We start from the raw sequence: 23,135 nt of genomic DNA, 5'->3' as shown, positions 1-23,135 counted from the left end.
AGGTAGTGAACTTACTAATATGGCAATTTTTTTCAACAATTGAACATTGTGCTGTCCAATGATGGCAGCATTTTCTACAATAAAAACGTTGTTTCTTGAGCTTTAAAATAGTAGGTAGGTTTTGATAGGGCAATAGGCGAATAGTCACTTCTTTTTTCCCGTTTTTCACAATGATAGAGTTTCCTTCTCTATCAACAATAGAGGAGTGGCAATTGTTACAAGCCGAAGGCATAGGGGAATAAGTCCCTTTAATAATGAGAGTGTTCATTCCATTGATGTTAGCTTCCTCTGTACTAATTAAATTTAAATTGTCATCTGTTATTCTTAGCATTTTTTTGATATGATTATTCATGACATGTCGTCCTTTCTATCTGATATTTTTGTTTGGTACTTAAATTTTACTAGATAGACGGCATGTTTTTAAATAAAATAAACTAAAAAAGACTGATGAATCAGATTTTGATTCATCAGTCCTTTAAATTATAGAGCCATTTAAAAGGTGGGGAGTTTTTTTTTGTTGTATACAGATATTTTACTTACTGACCTGTTACAAGAAATGGAAATAACAGACAGAGCAAGAGGGCTTACAGATAAAACAGTTAAAAAGAATAGGAAGTTTTTACTGATGTTCTTTAGATATTTAGATAGTGAACACTCAATAACAAGTTTAAGAGAGTTACAGCCAGTTCATATAAAACAGTTCATGATCTATAAAAAGAATGAAGGGGCAGCTGAGTCTTATGTCAATGTTTTTCTAAGATGTATCAGGGCATTGTGTAAGTATGCAGAGGGTGAATGTTACATCACTGCAGAGCAAAACCCTACATTATATTAGAGCAAGGTAATATCGAAGTAACAGAGCATGTCTGTACCGGTCACGCAGAAACAACTTTGGTACAACAGGCTTCTAGAATATATGAGAAAGATTTCTTAATCACATGTACATTATATACGACAGTAGTGCCTTGTGTTGTGTGCTCTGGTGCAATTTATTGGGCAAATATTGGTTTTTGGAATAAGCATTAGTTAAAATCATTTTCTATTATTTGGCAGTATAGGCCTGGAAGCTTGTTTAAAGGTATATATTTTTGCTATATGATTAATTGATTTATTTAAAATTTTTTATAAAAACTGTATAATATTTAATTTATATTAAAATTAAATAGTTTTTAGCCAAATAATTGACAGATAGACATCATGAAAATATTATAAAACTATGTTTAAAAATTGAATCAAAGTAAAGAGGTGTTATATGCAGTTATTTGAAGGTATTTTACTTATGTTGACAATGGTTTTGATTTCAAATATTATTAGTCGATTTCTCCCTAATATAGCCATACCATTAATACAGGTTGTATTAGGGTTTGGGATAGCCTTGTTATCGTTTGTTCATTCATTTGAGCTTGAATCAGAATTATTTATGTTAGTTTTCCTAGCTCCTTTATTATTTAATGAAGGTCAGATGGTTGACAAAAAAGCTTTATGGAAAGAAAAAAAAGCGGTATTGACTTTATCAATTTTATTGGTATTTATTACAGTCGGTATTTTAGGATATGTGATTCATTTGCTTGTTCCACTAGCTCCATGGGCGGCCTGTTTTGCCTTATCAGCCGCACTTGCCCCCACAGATGCAGTTGCAGTAGGTGCTTTAGCAGAAAAAGTAAAAATACCACACAGAATGTTACACACACTTGAAGGAGAATCACTGATAAATGATGCATCAGGTCTAGTTTCTTTCCAATTTGCAGCAGCCGCACTTTTGACAGGAGTGTTTTCAATGGTAGATGCAGAAGTGAGTTTTGTGTTGATTTCATTAGGAGGAGTTTTGGTAGGTGTAGTATCAGGATTGCTTGGGCTATGGTTTATACGCTGGATGAAATCTTTAGGTATCGAAAATAATGTATCATATATTTTATTTGAGTTACTACTACCTTTTATGGTTTTCATAACAGCAGAAACACTTGAAGTAAATGGTATCTTAGCTGTTGTTAGTACAGGATTGATTTATTCTTGGAATTATAAAAAAATTAATCCAGAAGTTGCACAGCTTAATGTTTTATCAAAGAGTACCTGGTCGATTTTTAGTTTTAGTTTAAATGGTTTAGTATTTGTGTTATTAGGAACACAATTACCAGAATTAGCTCATTATGTTTGGAAAAATAATCAGATTAATAATTGGACAATTGTAGGCTATGTCCTAATTGTCACAACGGTATTACTCGGTATTCGTTTTTTATGTGTTCTCATTTGTAATAACTTTGATGGATTTAAAGGAAAACGAGATATTAAAAAATCATTACTTTATACAGTCTCCGGCGTTCGTGGAACGATTACTCTCGTGAGTGCATTGAGTCTACCGACAGTATTAAGCACTGGGGAAATATTTATTGAACGAGAACTGTTAATTAGCATTGCAGCAGGAGTGATTATTGTGACTCTTGTTTTGGCTAACTTTACGATGCCTTTGTTGGCAGATAAGAAAGAAGAAGAAACGGTTGAAACGAATACAGAAATAGAAGTTCAAATATTACGCCGAGTCACTGAACAGCTTAAACAGAAACAAACAGAACAAAATACCCCAGCAATTCGTAAAGTGATTCAAATGTATAATGAGCGAATTGTGTCATTAGTGAATCATGACGAATTTAGTGAAAAAAATAAAGAGCTGATGGAGCTAGTTTTAGTTTGGCAATTAAAGGATACCTTAGAGTTAGTTGAATCTGGGGAAGTTAGTTTACAAATGGTTTTTAGACGATTAGAAGTATTAGATAGACGACTATTTCGTTTGACTCATAAACCTGAATATAGTAAAAATTCTTTTTATCGTAATGTTATTGGGACACATTTGAAGTTTTTAGGAACTCGTTTAACAAGTTTTGATAAAAAAATAGAATTAAGAAATAAATTAAAGGAAAGCAATCGAAATTATGTGATAAATGAACTTAATCAGTTGGATACGACTGAATTTCCACCTGAATTAATTGACTTTTATCTGACACGATATGAAAATACAGATAAAACATTGACTGATATAAGTGAAGATACTTTAGATGAATGGTTGGACTACGCGATACAACTAGAGCGAGATTATATTCAACAAGCATTTGAAAAAGGTAGAATGAATCGTCAGGAGTTAAATGTTTATCGTGGAAATTTATCTGCTATTGAAAGTAGTGTACAATTTATTGCTTAGAATAGAAAAATCACAGAAACAAGGTGTTTATAAAACATTTTGTTTCTTTATTTTTGCAAATTTTTCATTCGTTAATCGTAAATATTTTATAATTTTATTATAAATGTTCAGTAGTCAAGTGTTAAAATATATTTGATAGATGATTGTTCGTGATTAATAATAGAAAGGCTGATAGGTAATGAAAAATAATAATCAAAGGTCATCAAAAAAATTAAATCAACATGTGGCATTAAAATTAGTACAAGATAAATTGGAGAAAAAAGGAAAACAGATTACATTTAATTTACAATAAATGACAGGGATTGTAGTAGGTACGCCAAGTAATATGTGCTACTATTTGTTTAGAAGATAAAAATTTAATATAGGGGTGTTTATAATATGAAGTGGTTGTTGCTAATTCTTATTTTGCTCGTCATTATTTGTGTGGTATTATCTAATTTTTTATTAAACGCTACATTTAAAAAGGATAATAAATGGTATGACAAACTAGGTCATAAAATGATGAATCCTGATAATTTCAATAAAACAAAATCACAGTATGATATTATCGAGGAAAATCAAAAAAATTTAGGGTATGAATTTTGGGATGCGGGGGATTATGAGGACGTTTATTTAAAAACAGATAGAGGGACACTTTATGCTAGAAAATTTATGCATTCAGATTCAGATAAGTGGGCTATTTTGGTTCACGGTTACCGAAAAACAGGAAAAGAAGATATGTCATTTTATGCGTTAAAATTTTACTCACAAGGGTTTAATGTATTGGTTCCTGATTTATACGCTCATGGGAAAAGCGATGGTAATGATATCGGTATGGGGTGGAATGATCGGTTAGATATTTGCTTATGGATTGACGAGTTAGTGAAACAACATAATTATAGTGAGATTATCTTATTTGGTGGATCGATGGGGGCATCAACTATTATGATGGCTTCAGGTGAGAAGCTACCAACACAAGTAAAAGGAATCATAGCTGATTGTGGTTATTCATCTGTTTATGATGAGTTTAGTTATTTAGTTAAATCACTGATGAAATTACCCAACTTTCCATTAGTAACAACTCTTAATCAATTAGCAAAAATGAAATTAGGCACATCGTTAAAAGAGATGTCAGCAGTATCGCAATTACAAAAAAATACTTTGCCAACCTTATTCATTCATGGAAATGCAGATAAATTTGTCCCTCATTCGATGATTTATAAAAATATGGAAGCAACAAAAGGGGTAAAAGAGAGTTTAATAATAGAAAATGCTCCGCACTTATCTTCAGCTATTTATGAAGAAGAACACTATTTTGAAACGGTCTTTTCATTTATTGATCGATACTGTAAGAGTAATTAAAGGAGAAAAACATGAAAGATAAGAAAAAAAGTCAATTAACGATAGGGGTATTATTAATTATTGTCGCAGCTTTACTAAATAGTATCAGTCAGTTAATTTGGAAATTTGCCGCAGATGGTGATAAAAATGTTATTTTGTTATATGTTTTAGGATTCTTAGCATCAGGACTTGGTATGGTGGTAATGATGGTGGCTTTTCGATTTGGAGATGTTTCGATTTTACAACCTATGATGAGTTTAGGATTTGCCTCTTCTATCGTGTTTGGGTCACTATTTTTAAATGAACCTGTAACTGGTAAAAAAATAATCGGAATTATCGTCATCATTATTGGTTCGATTATTCTCGGCACACAAGGAGAAGAAGGAAAATGACACAAACAGTTTATGGAATGATTGTTTTACTGATTACGACATTATCTGGAAGTTTAGGCGCTATTTTATTAAAAAAAGCGATGGGGGATATCGAAGAGTTATCAGTAAAAAATGTTTTAACAAATAAATGGGTCTATTTAGGTTTAACATCATATATTTTGAGTGCAGTATTTAATATCGTATTGTTAACATTATTGGATTACTCGATTGCTTATCCTATGACATCTCTAACATATGTATGGACTGTTTTTATTTCATATTTAGTATTTAAAGAAAAATTAAGTCTTAAAAAAATTATTGCCGTTGTATTGATTGTTGGTGGTGTATTTTTAGTTAGTCAATAGCTAGTTAAATCATATAAAAGAAAACTCTTTCTTGAAAAAAGAAAAAGATAAGAGTATAATTGGACTATACCAATGATGGAGGGATTTATTATGAAAATCATTAAAGTAAAAGACCAATTTGAAGGCGCGACAGTTGCTTTTGATATGATTAAAGATGGAATGGCTAATGGAAGTAAAACACTAGGTTTAGCAACAGGAAGTACTCCTGAGGCATTGTATAAAGAAATGGTAGAAAGTGATGTTGATTTTAGCAATATGACGTCTGTTAACTTGGATGAATATGTAGGACTTAAAGCAGATGATCCACAGAGCTATCATTATTTTATGAAAGAACATTTATTTAATGAAAAACCATTTAAAGAAACCTTTTTACCAAACGGCATGGCAAAAAATGCGAAGGAAGAATGCAAACGCTATGACGAAATTTTAGAAGCACATCCAATTGATATTCAAATTTTAGGTATTGGAGAAAATGGGCACATCGGATTTAATGAGCCAGGTTCTTCTTTTGATGGTAAAACAAGTGAAGTAAATTTAACTGAATCAACGATTGAAGCAAATAGTCGAAATTTTTCTGATATTTCAGAGGTTCCGACAAAAGCTTATTCAATGGGAATTGGGTCTATTATGATGGCGGACAAAATTATTTTATTAGCTTATGGACCAAAAAAAGCCCAAGCTATTTATGAAACAGTGAAAGGTCCTGTGTCTGAATTAGTTCCAGCAAGTGCTTTACAAGTCCATCCTGATGTGACTATTATCGTAGACGAAGAAGCGGCTAGTAAATTATAATTAGAAAAATCTGTTTTTTTTAAAGAGTAAATTCTTTAAAAAACAGGTTTTTTTTGTAAAAATAGTTTATAATATTGATTAGTCAATTTAATAAAGGGGAATCATTATGAAAGACTCTCAAGTAGTTTATGATTTTGTTAGTTTAGCGATTGAATCTGGTGGCTGGATGCGATTAGATCGAGTTTATCTTCAAAATAAGATAGCTGAAATGATTGGGTGTGGAGAAATAGTCGATACTAGAAATCAAATTTCTAATCTTTCAACTGAAGAATTATGTCACTCTCTAGTAAAAATTGCCAAGAAAAATAAGCCAGATTGTTATCAAACTGATAAAGATATTGAATTTTTATCACAAAGTTTGATGGATATTTTAACACCACCACCATCTGTCGTAAACGCTATGTTTGCTAAAAAATTTGAAACATCGGCAGTTGAAGCAACGAATTATTTTTATTGGTTAAATCAAGTTAGCGGTTATATATCAGGTGAAGAGCATGAGTACGACAGTGAAGAGGAAGGAATTTGTCCGATTTGTTTTTGTAACGAAGGCGTATTTGTTCATGAATCTGATTATTTAAAGAAAACGAGACGATTTATCCGATTAAATTTAGAGAATGAAAGTTGGGGGTATCAATTAAATCCAACGAAAAAAGAAGTAGAAGAGGGAATATTTTTTACTGAGGCACACACTTACTTATTTATGAATGATTATTTATTGGATAGAATGACTGATATAGTGAGTTTATACAAGCATTATGAATTGCGTTATTCCTCATCAAATTCTTTCAAAGGTCATAGTTATTTGATAGGAAGACGCCCACAAAAAAATAGATTAGTCAATTGTCACCAAACTCTTCCTTTCTTTAAAGATTCATTACTTAGCTATAATAAGTTAGGACAACAAGAGTTGGTCGTGCAAACAACCCATGCAAAAGATTTGTGGTTGATTGTTAGTTATGTCTTTTCTTTAACGGTTTCGCTAAAAAAAGGATTGTATGCAACTGATTTTGAGTATGACTTATTAAAATCAGATAATACATACCAGTTGATTATTACGATAAAAGATGACTCACGTGAGAAGTCTAAAGAAAATTGGCAGCATACTATTGAGTTGCTAACAAATGAATTGGAGGTTAGGTATTGAAAGAAGAAGTATCGGTAGGGAAAAAAATTGCACTAGTTGTTTTAGGTATCTTTATTATTTTGGGAATGTTATTGGTCAGTGAAATTCCTTCACTATTATTAACATTTTTTCAACCTATTTTTAATAAAAAACAAAATGGTGTGAGTTTAATTTTGTTTGTGTGTTGGTTGATTGTATTGGCAGGGGTTATATGGTTTATTTGGAGATATTATAAGAAAAAATCACATGATATTGATACCACTATTACGGGAAAAGATGTGTGGCGTGCGTTTAAAATCTTTTTAATCGGTCGCTTGATTGCTATTATTGGAACAGGTTTGATGCAACAATTTTACGGAACAGATTCAAGTGCAAATGATGAAGCAATAGCTGCGTTATTTTCTCAAGATGAATCGGTTTATTATGTATTGATTATGACTATTACGATAGCTATTAAAGCACCTATTTTGGAAGAGTTGATTTTTCGTGGTTTGCCAACAACGCTACTATTTAAAAAAGCACCTGTTTGGGTTCCAATGATTATCACGTCCTTAGTTTTCTCAAGTGTTCATTTGTCGTCAAATATCATCTCCTTTGCCATGTACGCCTGTTTAGGAGCCTTGATGTACTGGGCATATAGTTCACGAGGAAGAATTATTGATTCTATGTTAGTCCATTTTTTTAACAACATCGTAGGAGCAATTGCCCTACTATTATCGTACCTATTTGGGTTATCATTATAAATTGAATCAAGTTGAAGAAAAAGAGTGATTTGTTGCTCTTTTTCTTTTTTGTTTCTAAATAACACAAGTCAGATGTCTTTTGTGCTACAATGAAACAGAAAAATAGAAAAAGGATTGGTATAATTATGACAGTACTAGGTATTGATACATCAAATAAAGCGTTAGGTGTCGTACTTGGAGAAGAACAGAATCTCATTTCTTCTTATTACAGTCAAGCAAGTAAAAATCATAGTGAAACGTTGATGCCAGCAATTGATTTTTGTGTTCGTGAAAGTCGATTAGCACCGACTGATATCACTAAAATAATTGTGGCAAAAGGACCAGGTTCCTATACTGGTTTAAGAATTGGTGTGACAACAGCTAAAACATTAAGTTGGAGTTTAAATGCCTCTTTATACGCTGTCTCTTCACTCGCTTGTTTGGCAAAAAATATTCAACAAACAACAAAATTAATTGTGCCATTTATGGACGCTAGACGAGATTTTTTATATACAGGTGCATACACATACGAAGGCTCTCAATTAGTTAATGTGATTGAGGATCAATATATATCATTTGAAAGTTGGACAAATATATTATTAGAACAGGATAAAACGATTGTTTTTGTGGGAGAGGATCTTGGTAAATTACAAGGATTATTTGATGCTTTCTCTCAAAAAGTAGACATTGATTTAGTCATTCAACCATCTAATCCAGCTGTTATGTTGGAACTAGAACACCTTATGGAAGAAATAACAGATGTCGATGCGTTTGTTCCGACTTATCTAAAAAAAGTGGAAGCAGAAGAAGAATGGTTAAAAAGACAACATGGAAAAGTAGTTGAAACACAGTCTTACGTTGAACGTTTAAGTTAATCAATGAGGAGTGACGTTATGATTGAAGCGGATTTGGATTTTCAAATAGCAAAAATAACAGACATTATGGCGTTCCAACAATTATTAAAAAATGTTTATGGTGGTGAGTCTCCCTGGAGTACAGCCATTTTATGGATGGAGTTAAGTAAAAAAAAATATGGTCGATACATCAAAGCGCAATTAAATAATGAATTGGTTGGCTTTGGAGGAATTCGAATAGAGTGCAATGATGCACATATTACGAATATTGCAGTGTTGAAAGACTATCAATCACAAGGGATAGGCACTCAATTACTTCATCAATTAAGAGAAGAAGCTTTAAAAATGGATTGCCAGACCATGAGTTTAGAAGTAAGAGCCTCTAACCATCAAGCCATTTCAGTGTATCGAGTGTTTGGTTTTAAACAAGTTGGTGTAAAAGAGAATTATTATCTTTCTTCCAATGAAGATGCAATTGATATGTCTTTAACACTTTAGGATGTGACTTATGAATAATGAATACATTGCACAACAATTAAAGGAAATAAGTGAGAGCATCTTTGAACATGGTAGTCCGTGGTCTACGGCACAATTTTTATCACAGCTTATGCAAGAAAATACTGAAATAATTTACCAGTGTAAAGATGGTGAAATGATAGGGTATATCCTTTGTCAACGAGTATTAGATGAAGCTGAATTACTATTAATCGGTGTTCTACCTAATTATAAACATCAAGGGATTGCAACAAGTTTGTTGAAAGATATGTGTCAACGATTGCAACAAAGGAATGTGACGCACTTATTTTTAGAAGTCAGATTAAAGAATAAAGAAGCGATTGCTTTTTATGATAAACATCATTTTAAAGAGTTAGGGATACGAAAAAATTATTATAAAAATCCGAGTGATGATGCAAAAATGATGCAGTTAGAGATTTAGGAAGTGAAAAAATGGAAAACAAAGAAATATATATTATAGCAATTGAAAGTAGTTGTGATGAAACGAGTGTTGCTGTTGTGAAAAATGGCAATGAGATTTTATCCAACATTGTGGCGTCTCAAATAAATAGCCACAAACGATTTGGTGGTGTGGTCCCTGAGGTTGCTAGTCGCCATCATGTAGAGCAGATAATTCGATGTATGGCATTGGCTTTAGAAGAAGCCAATATTACGGTGTCTGAGTTGTCTGCTGTTGCTGTGACTTATGGACCTGGCTTAGTCGGCTCACTATTGATAGGAATTACTGCGGCAAAATCATTTGCATGGGCACATAATCTACCGCTAGTTCCAGTTAATCATATGGCTGGTCATATTTACGCGGCTCGTTTTGTGGAAGAGATGACATTTCCTTTAATGGCCCTACTTGTAAGTGGTGGTCATACCGAACTGGTGTATATGACAGGTCACGGCGAATTTGAAATCATTGGTGAAACACGAGATGATGCTGCAGGTGAAGCTTATGATAAAGTTGGACGAGTATTAGGTTTGACTTATCCTAGTGGTAAAGAAATTGATGAGTTAGCTCATCAAGGTCAAGATAATTATCATTTTCCAAGAAGCATGATAAAAGAAGATAATTTTGATTTTAGTTTTAGTGGGTTGAAAAGTTCAGTGATTAATCTAGTACACAATGCCAAACAACGTGACGAAGTACTTTGTGATGTTGATTTAGCTGCAAGTTTTCAACAAAGTGTGATTGATGTTTTAGTTGATAAAACCATAAGAGCGTGTAAAGAATATGACGTGAAACAATTAATTGTTGCAGGTGGCGTAGCTGCTAACAAAGGATTAAGAGAGACGTTGAAAAGCGAATTAGAAAAAGAATTACCCAACGTGTCGCTAGTTGTTCCACCAATTAGCTTATGTGGTGATAATGCTGCAATGATTGGAGCAGCTGGTTTTGTAGAGTATCAAAAACAGCATGTTTCTGATTGGTATTTGAATGCTAAACCAAGTTTGACATTATAAATTTTTAAGAGTAACAGGAAACTGTTGCTTTTTTGCGTTAGTAAGACATAATAAAGCATTAAATTTGATGCTTTAACTTGAATTATCGACAAAATAAAGGGAAAATAGAGATTAGATGAATTATATAAAGAATGAGGTAAACGTTATGAACAATCAGCCAATCGGTTTTTTGGATTCTGGTGTAGGAGGATTAACGGTTGTAAGAGAAGCGTTAAAACAACTACCAAACGAAACATTGTATTATATCGGGGATACTGCCAGATGTCCATATGGTCCACGTCCAGTTGAACAAATTAAACAATTCACATGGGATATGGTCCGCTTCTTGTTAAAAAAGAAGGTCAAAATGATTGTTATTGCGTGCAACACAGCTACTGCAGTCGCTTTGGAAGAAATTAAAGAATCTTTAGATATTCCTGTTGTTGGAGTCATTGTCCCAGGATCTCGAGCGGCTTTACGAGAAACGCACAATGGTCGTATTGGTGTCATTGGAACAGTTGGCACGATTAATAGCGAAGAATACACAAAAGAAATAAAACGCAAATCATTAGATGTAGAAGTATTAGGACTTGCTTGTCCTAAATTTGTCCCAATTGTAGAGAGTCATGAGTATCAATCAACTATTGCTAAAAAAGTCGTAGCTGAAACGCTGGATTATTTTAAGACATCAAATATTGATACATTAGTAATGGGCTGTACTCACTACCCATTATTAAAACCATTTATTAAAGATGCTATGGGAGAAAAGGTAAAATTAATTGATTCAGGAGCTGAAACGATTACAGAGGTGAGTGTGTTACTGGACTATTATGAGATAGCTGCACTACCAGATGCTAACAAAAAAAATCATGAGTTTTATACAACAGGATCAGTTAGAAACTTTGAAAAAATTAGTTCAGACTGGTTGCCACTAAAAGAAATAGTAGTAGAACATGTAGATATTACACATATGGGAGATTAGAAAATGAGACATGATGGACGAAAAAATGATGAGATGAGAAAAGTATCTTTTGTACTAGACTATTTGGATTATCCAGAAGGGTCAGTTTTAGTTAGTTTTGGAAATACGAAAGTCATTGTAAACGCGACGGTGGAAGAGTCTGTTCCACCATTCTTAAGAAATACTGGAACAGGTTGGGTGACGGCTGAGTATAGTATGCTACCACGAGCAACACACACACGAAATAGGCGAGAAAGTAGCAAGGGAAAACTAACCGGACGCACGATGGAAATACAACGATTAATCGGTCGAGCGTTGCGTTCAGTGATTGATTTGAAAAAACTAGGTGAACGCTCGATAGTAGTTGATTGTGATGTCATTCAAGCTGATGGGGGGACTCGAACAGCCAGTATTACGGGGGCATTTTTAGCTTTGAAATTGGCAGTTGATAAATTAGTAGATAGTGGAGAGTTAACAGAAAACCCAATCACAAATCATTTGGCTGCCATTAGTGTTGGACTAAATCAATACGGAGAAGCGATTACGGATTTAGATTATGAAGAAGATTCAGCAGCTCAAGTTGATTGTAACGTTGTGATGACAGAAAAATTAGAATTAATCGAGATTCAAGGAACAGGTGAAGAAGCAACCTTTACAAGAGGAGAATTGAATCAATTATTAGATTATGCTGAAAAAAGTGTGACTGAGCTTATTCGCTTGCAAAAAAATGCCTTAGCATTAAGAAATGTTTCAAAAAAACAAGAAGAACCTGTCTTAAAAAATCATCTCTTAATTGCAACAAGAAACGAAGGAAAAGCAAAAGAGTTTGTTGAATTATTTAAATCGAGAGGATACGAGATTAAAACATTACTTGATTATCCGGAAATTGCTGATATTGAAGAGACAGGAAAAACATTTGAAGAAAATGCTCGACTAAAAGCAGAAGGGATTGCTAAAGAATTAAATTGTTTGGTTTTAGCAGATGATTCTGGCTTAAAAGTAGATGCATTAGGTGGTCAACCTGGTGTTTATTCAGCTCGATTTGCAGGGGAAAGAAAAAGTGATGCAGCGAATAATGCTAAATTATTACATGAATTAACAGATGTTCCAATGGGGGATCGTACGGCACAATTTCATTGCACGTTAGTACTTGCTGAACCAGGAAAAGAAAGTTTAGTAGTATCAGGAGAATTACCAGGTATGATTGGCCGTATTCCACGGGGGAATAATGGATTTGGCTATGATCCGTTATTTATTATTCCAGAGACAGATAAAACGTTAGCAGAAATGACATCAGAAGAAAAAAATAAGATTAGTCATCGGGCAAAAGCGTTACAGGAACTAGATAAAAAAATAGATGCTTGGTTAGGAGAGAAAACAGTATGAAATATTTAGTGGTAAGTGATAATCATGGTGTGGAGTCTTATCTGGAAGATATCAAGGCCAAATGGCTAAATGATGTAGATTATTTTTTCCATTGTGGGGATTCAGAGCTCTCACCTGAAGACGATATTTGGTCAACGTTTCATGTTGTGCGCGGAAATTGTGATTATGATCAAGAATACGATACAGTTAAAGTAATCAATACATCAGAAGATAACGTTTTATTAACACATGGTCACTTATTTAACGTGAATATGACATTTGATAAATTGCTCTATCAAGCTGAAGAGGTACAAGCAAATATTGTGCTATATGGGCATACTCACCAATTATTTGCAGAAATGGTTGATGATATTTTATTGTTAAATCCAGGTAGTATCTCTCAACCACGTGGTAAATATAGCTATTTAAAGACATATGCTATGATTACCCATCAACCAGATGGCTATTTAGTTGAATATTATAATGAAAGACATGAAGTACAAGAAGAACTGACTCACTTTTTTTCAATGAATTAACTATTTTAAGTTACATGGAGGAAACGAAATGATTGGATCGACTGTAAAAAAAATGTTATTAGAAAACGAAGCCGATTTTTTAATATCAGCAGAAAATGTTGCCACGTTAAACGAAACAAACTCGCTAGAGCATGCATTACTTGTTCTAACCAAAATAGGGTACTCTCGTGTACCTGTTTTAAATAAAGAAGAACAATTAGTGGGGTTAGTTTCCCTATCCCAAGTAGTAGATCAAATGTTTGGAATAGAAGATTTTGAGCCACAAAATTTGTCTGGAAAAAAAGTATCTGATGTAATGGATGCACATATTTCAGCTGTACAATTACCAATAGATTTAGAAAAAACACTTCATTTATTAGTGGATAGTAACTTTATTCCAGTCGTGAATAAAGACAATCAATTTATGGGGATTGTTACGAGAAAAGAAATATTAAAAGCTGTTAACCATTTGGCACATGAATTAGAAACGGAATATAACGTGATGATGAAATAAGTAAGGGGGACATATATGGAACGTATTTCAGAAGATGAATTGATTCGAATTAGGAGAGAGTTACATCAAATACCAGAAATTGGCCTAGAAGAAGAAAAAACTTCATCATATTTACTAGAAAACATACGCGCATTACCTCAAGATAGATTGATTATTAAAGTACAAGACACTGCTATTATAGTGATTGTTAAAGGGAAGAACTCATCAAAAACGATTGCTTGGCGTACAGATATGGATGCATTACCAATATTAGAAAATACTGATTTAGCATTTCAATCAACACATGAAGGCGTCATGCATGCATGCGGTCACGATTTCCATATGACCATTGCCTTAGGATTATTAAAAAATGTGGTGAATGCCCAATTAAATAATGATGTGGTTTTCTTTTTTCAACCAGCTGAAGAAAATAAAAGTGGTGCTAAAATATATACGGATAATCATTTTTTAGATGTGGCAATGATTGATGAAATCTATGGATTACACGTGAGTCCGACGTTACCAGTAGGAAGTGTTTCAACGTGTGTGGGAACATTGTTTGCTGGAGATTGTGGGTTTAGTGCTCGGTTTTACGGAAAAGAAAGCCACGCCGCATTACCTCATGAAGGCAATGATATGATTGTTGCAGTGTCATCGTTTGTTCAACAAATTCAAACCATTGTGAGTCGAAATGTTAATCCAATGGAATCAGCTGTTATTACCTTTGGGCAACTCAATGCTGGTGTTGCGAGCAATGTTTTACCTGGGTCAGCTAAATTAACTGGAACGATTCGAACATTAACACATGAGATGACTGATTTAGTTGTTCAACGTGTAAAAGATATCGTAAAAGGTATTGAGGTTGCTTATCAATGTAAAATAGAAATTGATTTTAATCAACTTGGTTACGTTCCAGTAGTTAATGATAAAGACACCACAACAAAACTAATGGATTTTTTCAATGAACAACAAGATATGATGGTTGAAATAGCAACCCCTTTAATGACAGCTGAAGATTTTGGTTATTTATTAAAGCAAATACCAGGGACGATGTTTTGGCTTGGAGTGGATAGCCAATATGGACTACACCATCCATCATTTAATCCCAATGAGTCTGCCTTAATAAAGGGCGTCACACTGATGACTGATTATTTTATCGCACAAGATAATTAAAAAAATAGAGCCTCTTACTTTTTAAGTGAAGGAGGCTCATTTTTTTATATTTTAAGATTAATTGGTGTGGTAGGAAGTTTAATTCCTGCTTTGGTTAAAGCTTCAATATAGGCGGTCATCATTTGTGTTTTGACCCCAAATTGAGAACCGCTAATAGCATAAACAGTGGAACGAATCGCAAAGTTTCCACTGCCTAAATCCACAAGTCCAACCAACGTTGGTTCGGAACGAATATCAGTAATATTAATTATTTGTTTTTCATTAATGGCTGTCATGATATCCATGATATGATCAATATCATCTGTTGGGTCAACACGTATATCAACAACTACTAATTGGTTACCGCGAGATAAATTGCTGACAATTAATATTTGCCTATTTGGAATGTAATTCATCGTTCCGTTAAAGCTTTTAATTCGAGTAGTACGAAGACCAATATCATTGACAATTCCCTCTATATTATCTATCACGACATGGTCGCCAACATCTAGTTGACGTTCATAAATAATGAAAAAGCCTGTTAACACATCATTGATAAAACCTTGTGCACCAAGACCAATGGCGATACCAGCAATTCCAGCACCAGCAATGAGTGAGCCCACTGGAACACCTAAGAGAGTAAGCGTTGAGTATATTCCAATAAAGAATAAAGTATATTGAACAGCATTTTTTGAAAGAGTTCGTAAGGTATGCATCCTATTTTCACTATAATTATCTTTTTTCTTATTATTATTTGTAAATGATTTATCAATCACTTTGAATAAAACTTTACGAATAATGGTTAACAACAAAATGACAATTAAGATGAGGATAGCTTTGTTAATCATCGAGGCAATAATTTTATTCCAATCAAGTTGATTTAAAAAGCGATTAATCCCTCGGACATTTTTGGCTGCTTCATTAATTACTTCTGGTGTTTGAGAACTTGAAGTTGTTTCTTGCAAAAGTCATGCTCCTTTCTTGTTAGCTGTTACCTACCATAATAATGTATAAATTGTTGTTAAATCAAGTGGATAATGGTATTCTAATGATAGTAATTTACAGGAAAGGTAGGAGATGTTTTATATGACAGGGACAGAAGTTGCTGCAATAATTGCTGCTGTAGCGTTTGCAGTATTAGTTGTAGTACTTGTAATTTTTTTATTACAATTAAACAAAAATATAACGAAGTCAATGGAAAAAGTCAACGGTATTTTAGACCAAACAGATAAAACGGTCACAGTTTTAACACAAGATGTTGATATACTATTAAAACAAAGTGAAGATTTATTAGTCATTGGAAATGATTTACTATCTGATGTGACGCAAAAAGTTGAAACTATTGACCCATTATTTCAAGCTGTTGCTGATTTAAGCGAAAGTGTATCAGAGTTGAATGATTCAAGTAAAGCCATGTTAACAAAAGTTGGAGAAGCAAGTAAAACAGTTGCTACAGCAACAGTTGTTGGTAAAACAGCACAAACAGCTTCTCGTTTGTTTAAGAAAAATAAATAAAGTAACTTATTAGGAGGAACTCGTATGTCAAAAAAATCAAGTGGGTTTTTAGCAGGAGCGCTTATTGGTGGGGCAGCAGCGGCAGCGGCAGCACTTTTATTAGCACCAACTAGTGGAAAAAAACTGAGAAAAGATTTAATAGAACAATTAGATGATTTGTCTGATGGTAAAGCAAGTGAATTGGTTGATTTAGCTCAAGAAAAAGGGGCTGAATTAGGAGAGTTAGCAAAAGAAAAAACAGCTGAATACCCTTGGATAGGAGAACAACTTTCACAAGTGAAAGACAATTCTTCAGATTTACTTGATAATCTTAAAGATAAAACACAAACGATTAGTCAAGATTTTCAAGCTAATTCTGAAAAATTAAAATCAGCAGTTAAACCTATTGTTGAAGATGATATTGTGTTAAGCACTGATGACATTTCAGATGATGTAACAGATGCGATTGAAGACATCCAAAAATAATATAAAAGAGACAGACCTATAAGTCTTTGGTTTAAACTAAAAGGAACAAAGTCAATCTGGATTTTGTTCCTTTTTTGTATGTCATTAGAGAAGCTTTCTAAAATAAAAAAGAAAAAGACACACGGTGTAAAAAGACATATCGTGTACCTAATAACAACTGATATTAGTAAAATTAATAAAAAAACATTGAAATTTTTTTGTGAAAAAAATGTCTCTCAAATTTAACTATGTTATAATGACTAGGTTAAAAAATTTTTGAGGAGTTTTTATGTTATGAAAAAGTTAAAGGTTCAAGATTTGATTTCAATAGGCGTGTATGCGACAGTCTATTTTTTTACAGTATTTATTGCCACAATGTTAATGCGTTTTACTGTTCCAGTTTTTCATAGTTTACTTGTTCCAAGTATGTCAGCACTTATTTCTGGAACAATTTATATGATTGTGGCAAATAAAATTCCAAAATTTGGTGCTATTACCATTGTAGGTTCTGTTATGGCAGTGTTCTTTTTTGCGTTTGGGTATTTCCCATTAGCGTTTTTACCAAGTTTTCTGTTTCCTTTGCTAGCTGACTTTGTGCAAACTAAAACAAAGATAGCCGATAAACCTAAAATGATGTTGAGTTACACTATTTTTAGTTTTGGGTTAACAGGTCCTATTTTACCGCTTTGGTTTATGAGAGATGCTTATACGGACTCTTTGTTAGCCAAAGGAAAAGATATGACTTATGTTAATAGTGTCTTTGAAGGAGTTAGTACTGCAAGTTTCTTTGTATCAATGATATTAGTTGTCATTACAAGTCTTGTAGGACTTAAAATAGGTCAAATCATTTATAATAAACATTTTGCAAAATAAATAAATTTGAAGGTGGGTTGGTTTTGAAAAATAATAGATATATTATGTTTGATCCAAGAAGTAAATTAGTCACTGTTATTTTTGCCAGTTTAATATTAATTTCACGAGCCAATCCATCCATTGAATTTATCTTTATGGTCTTTATGACCTGTTTATTGTGCCTGAGTGGTTCGTTAAAAAAAGCGATGGCAGTATTTGTAAGTTATATTGCGTTAGTTTTTTTGACAGCAACGTTATTTCATGAGATTACAGGGATTTTATCCGCTATAATCTCATTTATTTTGGTTGTGTATAAAAATTTATTGCCACCTGTTGCTGCTGGAATGTTTGCAACACAAAATACTTCTGTTGGTGAATGGGTAGCAGCGATGAAAAAATGGCATCTACCAAATTTTTTCATCATTCCATTTATTGTCATTTGCCGTTTTTTCCCAACATTGCGACATGATTTCAAATCCATTAGACAAGCAATGAAGTTTAGAGGGATTTATCTCTCTTTTTCGCAAGTTGTTAACCACCCAATTCAAACATTGGAATATTTTTTAGTGCCTATTTTAAAGCAAGTGGACTATACTGCTCAAGAATTATCTGCTGCTGCACTGGTACGTGGTTTAGGCTATGAAGGTCAGCATACAAGTGTTATATCGATTAAATTAAAGGTTCAAGACTATTTACTACTAGTAAGTTTATTGGTATTGTTATTAATTGAGGGAGGTGTTATATTATGATTCAATTTGATCATGTTAACCTCTTAAGAGATGATAAAACTGTGTTAAAAGATATTCAGTTATCAATCAATACTGGTGAAGTAGTTGTGTTAACTGGAGAAAGTGGCAGTGGGAAAAGCTCGCTTATTAGTTTATTAAATGGTTTAATTCCTGAATTGTACGAAGGTGAAGTAGTGGGAGATGCGACTGTATTAGAAACGAGTTTACCTCCACTAGATTTTAATCAATATGTAAAAGATATAGGGGTAGTGTTTCAAAATCCTAAAACACAATTTTTTACAACCTCTGTTTTTAGTGAATTGGCTTTTTCAATGGAAAATTATGGCATTTCTCCAGATAATATTAAAGAACGTATGGCAGAAGTGGTTGAAATATTTGACTTAGATGAGTTAATGGGGAAAAAAGTAACCGAACTATCAGGTGGTCAAAAGCAACGAATTGCTTTTGCATCTGCTTGTATGTTGCCCCATCGTTTGTTTTTATTTGATGAACCTTCTAGTAATCTTGACTACCAAACAATCAAACAAATTTCTTCCTATCTATCATTATTGAAAGAACAAGGCTGTACGTTGGTGATTGCTGAACATCGTTTGTTTTATTTAACACAACTAGCCGATCGCTACATTGTGCTAAAGCAAGGTGAGATTTGCTATAATTTACCTTCAGCTGACTTTCACTCACTGTTTCCAACTATTCAAAAAGAAATGGGATTACGTACACTAAATGAACCGACTGAATTATGGTTAAAGAAAGATAGTGTTAAAGAAGAAAATCATTCTTCTGAACTTCATATAGAGCATCTGAATTTTCATTACAAGCAATCAAAGACTATCCTTCATATAAATGAATTATTTATTGATACGTCAAAAGTTATTGGATTAATTGGTGAAAATGGTTCTGGAAAAACAACTTTTGTTCAATTGTTGACAGGATTGTTATCTGATCATGATAAGAAGTCCGTGTTTTTACTCAACGGAACACCTTTATCTGCTAAAGAACGTCTTAATCGGAGTTTTCTTGTGATGCAAGATGTTAATTTGCAATTATTTTTTGAAACAGTAGAAAAAGAGTTATTAGTGCAATCAAAACGAAAAGAGCTATTTGATGAAGTGGTTGAGGAGTTAAATTTAGTTCATTTATTACAATCACATCCACAAAATCTCTCTGGCGGTGAAAAACAGCGTGTAGCCATAGCGAGCGCCATCTTATCTGGTAAAGATTGGATTATACTAGATGAGCCAACAAGTGGCTTAGACTATCGTCATATGGTCGCTGTGAGCCGATTACTACGAAAAGTCCAATCATATGGTTTGTTTGTATTGGTTATCAGCCATGACAATGAATTTTTAGCAAAAACAACGTCACAGATTTTACGAATGCAAGAAGGTAAAATAGTGAGTTAATCTACAAACTAATTGTGGAAAGGAGTGTTTATCTTGTTGAGTATGACGGCATTTTTTTATATCATTTTTGTTGGGGTTCCAATAGTTTGCTTTTTATATTGGAATTATTTTAGACCAACAAGTTTATGGAATGGTTTTTTCTTTCTAATTTCTTCAGGTGTATTGTATACTTTGTTGATTTTATTATTAGAAAAAGCCAATCAAAGTTTGGCACTTATTTTTTTAGTTCCGGTTATATTAGTTATTTTATTTTTGAGTGTGTTGGGGTTAAGTGCTAGTATTGTTGGATTGTTTTGGAATGAGAAAGTTCTCTTAAAAAGAGAAGGGCGATCTTTTAGTAATTTGGTTCCTTTGATCGTGGCTTTAGGCTTATTGGGTGTTCAGGCTTTGATGTTACTTGTGACATTTTATTCGCGTAATATTTTTCTAACGACTTTATTAGGTTTTTCAACCGCAACGCTATTTTATCTCATTTTTTTATTTATTATGTATGGGACAACAGCTATTTTATATAATCATTTTCCTATTACAAAAAAAGTGGATTACATCATTATTTTAGGAGCAGGGTTAATAGATGGTGAACGTGTGACACCGTTATTAGCTAGTCGAATCGATCGTGGTGTGGCTCTTTATGTCAGACAAAAAAGAAAATATGGGCACGAACCAACGATTATTCTATCTGGTGGTAAAGGACCAGATGAGAAAATATCAGAAGCACAAGCAATGAAACATTACTTAGATTCCTTACCAGTTATCATAAAAACAGTTTATTTAGAAGAACAGTCAACCAATACAGAAGAAAATATTCAGTTTTCTGAAAAACTGGCTGGGGTAAGAGATGGCATTAGTGATTTTAAAGATAAACAGGTTGTGATTGCAACAAATAATTACCACCTGTTACGTGCGGGAAAAATAGCAACACGTTTGGGTATACATGCAAGAGGTGTTGGGTCTAAAACCAAAATGTATTATTTACCTACTGCCTTTATTCGTGAATATGTTGGGTATTTAGTGATGACCAAACGAAAACATCTACTTTTTATAGGATTTTTCTTCATTGTTTCTTTATTACAATTTATTATGTACTTTGTAGCGAAATAGTACTTTAAATAAGCTCACTTTTTATGATGGGATTGAATCATAGAAAGTAGCTCTTTTTTTATTATCCTAGATGAAAGAAAAAAGTGGTGAGATATGTCGAATGTTTCACATTTTTATTTTTTAGTAAAATCGAGTGTGTAATGCTATAATAAAGAATACAAAAATAAGATGAGGTGACATGATGGATTGGAAAGAAACATATTCGACATGGAAACAATTTAATGAGTTAGAAACAACTTTAAAAGATAATTTAAATCAAATAGAGAAAAATGAAAACGAATTACAAGATGCATTTTATGCTCCTTTAGAGTTTGGTACTGCTGGTATGAGAGGAATATTAGGAGCTGGTATTAATCGTATGAATATTTATACTGTTCGACAAGCAGCAAACGGTTTAGCTTTATTTATCAGCACATTAGGTGAAGAAGCAAAAAAAAGAGGAGTGGCTATTGCATATGATTCAAGACATCAATCTCCTGAATTTGCGATGGAATCCGCTAAGACCTTAGCTAGTCATGGCATTAAATCTTATGTTTTTGATAGTTTAAGACCGACGCCTGAGTTATCATTTGCTGTGCGTCATTTTGGTTGTATTGCTGGAATTATGATTACTGCTAGTCATAACCCTGCAAATTACAATGGCTTTAAAGTATATGGTGAAGATGGTGCCCAAATGCCACCACAAGACGCAGATAAAGTGACTGAATTTGTTCGTAGTGTGGAAAATCCACTTGAAATAGAAATCATTGATGATAGCCAGTCAGAGGCTTTTATCACTATAATTGGTAAAGAAGTAGACGATAGTTATTTAAAAGACATATTAACGGTTACCATTGACGATGAATTAATTAAAAGAAGTGGTTCAAAATTAAATATGGTCTTTACTCCGCTTCATGGAACAGGAAAAATGTTAGGTGAGCGTGCATTATCACAAATTGGCTTTACAAATGTATCATTAGTAGAAGAGCAAGCCATTGCAGATCCAAACTTTACCACTGTAAAATCACCTAACCCAGAAGAATTGTCTGCTTTTGAATATGCCATTCGCTTGGGTGAGAAACTATCAGCTGATTTATTAGTGGCCACTGATCCAGATGCGGATCGATTGGGAGCGGCAGTCAAATTACCAAATGGCGAATATCGTGTGTTGACCGGAAATCAACTAGCAAGTTTAATGGTTCATTATATCTTAACCAAAAAAAGTGAGAAACAAGAATTACCTAAGAACGGTCTAGTCTTGAAATCAATTGTTTCGAGTGAATTACCAACACGTATTTGTGAAAAATATGACGTTGAAATGAAAAATGTTTTGACTGGATTTAAATTTATTGCAGAACAAATTAAAGAAGCCCAAAGAACACAATCAAATGAATTTCTGTTTGGTTTTGAAGAAAGTTATGGTTATTTAGTCAAACCATTTGTTCGTGATAAAGATGCTATTCAAGCCTTGGTTTTATTAGCAGAGATGGCGACATATTATATGGAAAAAAATCAAACGTTATACGATGCATTATTAGACCTTTATAAAGAGTTTGGTTATTTTGAAGAAAAAACAATATCTGTGACCAAGTCTGGTATGGAAGGTTTGCAAGAGATTTCTCGTTTAATGCAAGATATAAGAGCTGATTTACCAACAACATTTGGTGAAGTAAAGGTTAATTACACTGAAGATTATTCTGTTGGTAAAAGAATGCTTTCAAATGGTACAATAGAAACACTAGATTTACCAAATGCTAATGTTTTAAAATTCTTTTTAGAAGATGGTAGCTGGATTGCGATTAGACCTTCTGGAACGGAACCAAAAATTAAATTTTATATTGGAGCAGTTGCTGAAACAAAAGAAGCTGTTGATAATAAAATAGAACGATTTGGTGATGTATTAGCTAAATACAATAATTAGA

The 23,135-nt window shown here is 33.1% G+C and carries 26 protein-coding genes and 1 pseudogene; 25 read left to right on the top strand and 2 right to left on the bottom strand.

Going from position 1 to position 23,135, the window contains the following annotated elements:
* Positions 1-352, bottom strand: a 352-nt coding sequence (locus CBF36_RS12595) for a transposase family protein (protein WP_133306815.1), incomplete at its 3' end; no start/stop codon positions are given.
* A 165-nt stretch (positions 353-517) separates the two neighbouring features.
* Here CBF36_RS12595 and CBF36_RS09500 point away from each other — a divergent pair.
* From CBF36_RS09500 to CBF36_RS09420, 18 genes and pseudogenes are all read left to right on the top strand, one after another.
* Positions 518-835, top strand: coding sequence for a site-specific integrase (locus tag CBF36_RS09500; protein WP_125958223.1), 318 nt, complete (start codon positions 518-520; stop codon positions 833-835).
* Positions 814-1,008 (top strand): annotated as a pseudogene (locus CBF36_RS09495) (deaminase); the annotation flags it as partial. The gene CBF36_RS09500 and the pseudogene CBF36_RS09495, both read left to right, overlap by 22 nt.
* Before the next feature lie 244 nt (positions 1,009-1,252).
* On the top strand, positions 1,253-3,193 hold the full coding sequence (locus CBF36_RS09490; protein WP_125958221.1) for a cation:proton antiporter: 1,941 nt from the start codon (positions 1,253-1,255) through the stop codon (positions 3,191-3,193).
* A gap of 378 nt (positions 3,194-3,571) precedes the next feature.
* A complete protein-coding gene (locus CBF36_RS09485) occupies positions 3,572-4,534 on the top strand; it encodes an alpha/beta hydrolase (RefSeq protein WP_125958220.1) in 963 nt (320 codons plus the stop codon).
* A gap of 11 nt (positions 4,535-4,545) precedes the next feature.
* A complete protein-coding gene (locus tag CBF36_RS09480) occupies positions 4,546-4,905 on the top strand; it encodes an EamA family transporter (protein ID WP_125958219.1) in 360 nt (119 codons plus the stop codon).
* The gene (locus CBF36_RS09475) at positions 4,902-5,249 is read left to right on the top strand and encodes an EamA family transporter (protein ID WP_125958218.1); all 348 of its coding nucleotides are present in this window, start codon (positions 4,902-4,904) and stop codon (positions 5,247-5,249) included. The genes CBF36_RS09480 and CBF36_RS09475 overlap by 4 nt, the downstream gene beginning before the upstream one ends.
* 90 nt (positions 5,250-5,339) lie before the next feature.
* Positions 5,340-6,041, top strand: coding sequence for a glucosamine-6-phosphate deaminase (gene nagB, locus CBF36_RS09470; protein WP_125958217.1), 702 nt, complete (start codon positions 5,340-5,342; stop codon positions 6,039-6,041).
* 106 nt (positions 6,042-6,147) lie between these two features.
* On the top strand, positions 6,148-7,185 hold the full coding sequence (locus CBF36_RS09465) for a hypothetical protein (protein WP_125958216.1): 1,038 nt from the start codon (positions 6,148-6,150) through the stop codon (positions 7,183-7,185).
* Positions 7,182-7,907, top strand: coding sequence for a CPBP family intramembrane glutamic endopeptidase (locus CBF36_RS09460; RefSeq protein WP_125958215.1), 726 nt, complete (start codon positions 7,182-7,184; stop codon positions 7,905-7,907). Before CBF36_RS09465 ends, CBF36_RS09460 begins: the two co-directional genes overlap by 4 nt.
* Before the next feature lie 125 nt (positions 7,908-8,032).
* Positions 8,033-8,761: a tRNA (adenosine(37)-N6)-threonylcarbamoyltransferase complex dimerization subunit type 1 TsaB gene (tsaB, locus tag CBF36_RS09455; protein WP_165865453.1), complete on the top strand. Its 729-nt coding sequence runs from the start codon at positions 8,033-8,035 to the stop codon at positions 8,759-8,761.
* A gap of 18 nt (positions 8,762-8,779) precedes the next feature.
* Positions 8,780-9,238 carry a ribosomal protein S18-alanine N-acetyltransferase gene (rimI, locus tag CBF36_RS09450; protein ID WP_165865452.1) on the top strand — a complete coding sequence of 153 codons (459 nt, stop codon included), beginning with the start codon at positions 8,780-8,782 and terminating at the stop codon, positions 9,236-9,238.
* A gap of 10 nt (positions 9,239-9,248) precedes the next feature.
* A complete protein-coding gene (gene rimI / locus CBF36_RS09445) occupies positions 9,249-9,677 on the top strand; it encodes a ribosomal protein S18-alanine N-acetyltransferase (protein WP_125958212.1) in 429 nt (142 codons plus the stop codon).
* 11 nt (positions 9,678-9,688) lie between these two features.
* The gene (gene tsaD, locus CBF36_RS09440; RefSeq protein WP_125958211.1) at positions 9,689-10,705 is read left to right on the top strand and encodes a tRNA (adenosine(37)-N6)-threonylcarbamoyltransferase complex transferase subunit TsaD; all 1,017 of its coding nucleotides are present in this window, start codon (positions 9,689-9,691) and stop codon (positions 10,703-10,705) included.
* 145 nt (positions 10,706-10,850) lie between these two features.
* Positions 10,851-11,666 carry a glutamate racemase gene (gene racE / locus CBF36_RS09435; RefSeq protein WP_243638011.1) on the top strand — a complete coding sequence of 272 codons (816 nt, stop codon included), beginning with the start codon at positions 10,851-10,853 and terminating at the stop codon, positions 11,664-11,666.
* Positions 11,667-11,669: 3 nt separating this feature from the next.
* The gene (rph, locus tag CBF36_RS09430; protein ID WP_125958209.1) at positions 11,670-13,031 is read left to right on the top strand and encodes a ribonuclease PH; all 1,362 of its coding nucleotides are present in this window, start codon (positions 11,670-11,672) and stop codon (positions 13,029-13,031) included.
* A complete protein-coding gene (locus CBF36_RS09425; protein WP_125958208.1) occupies positions 13,028-13,546 on the top strand; it encodes a metallophosphoesterase in 519 nt (172 codons plus the stop codon). The genes rph and CBF36_RS09425 overlap by 4 nt, the downstream gene beginning before the upstream one ends.
* 28 nt (positions 13,547-13,574) lie before the next feature.
* Positions 13,575-14,039: a cyclic-di-AMP-binding protein CbpB gene (gene cbpB, locus CBF36_RS12310; protein WP_165865451.1), complete on the top strand. Its 465-nt coding sequence runs from the start codon at positions 13,575-13,577 to the stop codon at positions 14,037-14,039.
* Positions 14,040-14,054: 15 nt separating this feature from the next.
* Entirely contained in the window at positions 14,055-15,191 is a 1,137-nt protein-coding gene (locus tag CBF36_RS09420; RefSeq protein WP_165865450.1) for an N-acetyldiaminopimelate deacetylase, read from the top strand.
* A gap of 44 nt (positions 15,192-15,235) precedes the next feature.
* On the opposite strand, the gene CBF36_RS09415 is transcribed toward CBF36_RS09420, so the two are convergent.
* Positions 15,236-16,135, bottom strand: a complete 900-nt coding sequence (locus tag CBF36_RS09415; RefSeq protein ID WP_125958207.1) for a mechanosensitive ion channel family protein — start codon at positions 16,133-16,135, stop codon at positions 15,236-15,238.
* Between the two features lie 121 nt (positions 16,136-16,256).
* Here CBF36_RS09415 and CBF36_RS09410 point away from each other — a divergent pair, with 121 nt between their 5' ends.
* The 7 genes from CBF36_RS09410 to CBF36_RS09380 all read left to right on the top strand — a co-directional run bounded on the left by CBF36_RS09410 (position 16,257) and on the right by CBF36_RS09380 (position 23,134).
* Complete coding sequence (locus tag CBF36_RS09410; RefSeq protein WP_125958206.1) at positions 16,257-16,685, top strand: DUF948 domain-containing protein; 429 nt, start codon at positions 16,257-16,259, stop codon at positions 16,683-16,685.
* 24 nt (positions 16,686-16,709) lie between these two features.
* Positions 16,710-17,150, top strand: coding sequence for a YtxH domain-containing protein (locus CBF36_RS09405; RefSeq protein ID WP_125958205.1), 441 nt, complete (start codon positions 16,710-16,712; stop codon positions 17,148-17,150).
* A 273-nt stretch (positions 17,151-17,423) separates the two neighbouring features.
* Positions 17,424-18,002, top strand: a complete 579-nt coding sequence (locus tag CBF36_RS09400; RefSeq protein WP_125958204.1) for an MptD family putative ECF transporter S component — start codon at positions 17,424-17,426, stop codon at positions 18,000-18,002.
* Positions 18,003-18,025: 23 nt separating this feature from the next.
* Positions 18,026-18,730, top strand: coding sequence for an energy-coupling factor transporter transmembrane component T (locus tag CBF36_RS09395; protein WP_125958203.1), 705 nt, complete (start codon positions 18,026-18,028; stop codon positions 18,728-18,730).
* Positions 18,727-20,133, top strand: coding sequence for an ABC transporter ATP-binding protein (locus CBF36_RS09390; protein WP_125958202.1), 1,407 nt, complete (start codon positions 18,727-18,729; stop codon positions 20,131-20,133). The genes CBF36_RS09395 and CBF36_RS09390 overlap by 4 nt, the downstream gene beginning before the upstream one ends.
* 42 nt (positions 20,134-20,175) lie before the next feature.
* Positions 20,176-21,234 carry a YdcF family protein gene (locus CBF36_RS09385; RefSeq protein ID WP_243638012.1) on the top strand — a complete coding sequence of 353 codons (1,059 nt, stop codon included), beginning with the start codon at positions 20,176-20,178 and terminating at the stop codon, positions 21,232-21,234.
* Positions 21,235-21,415: 181 nt separating this feature from the next.
* The gene (locus tag CBF36_RS09380; RefSeq protein ID WP_125958200.1) at positions 21,416-23,134 is read left to right on the top strand and encodes a phospho-sugar mutase; all 1,719 of its coding nucleotides are present in this window, start codon (positions 21,416-21,418) and stop codon (positions 23,132-23,134) included.
* Position 23,135 lies beyond the last annotated feature (1 nt).

This window comes from Vagococcus bubulae, from assembly GCF_003950315.1.
GTDB lineage: Bacteria > Bacillota > Bacilli > Lactobacillales > Vagococcaceae > Vagococcus > Vagococcus bubulae.
Note: the sequence above shows the minus strand (reverse complement) of the source record. Positions and strands in the feature narration are given on the sequence as shown.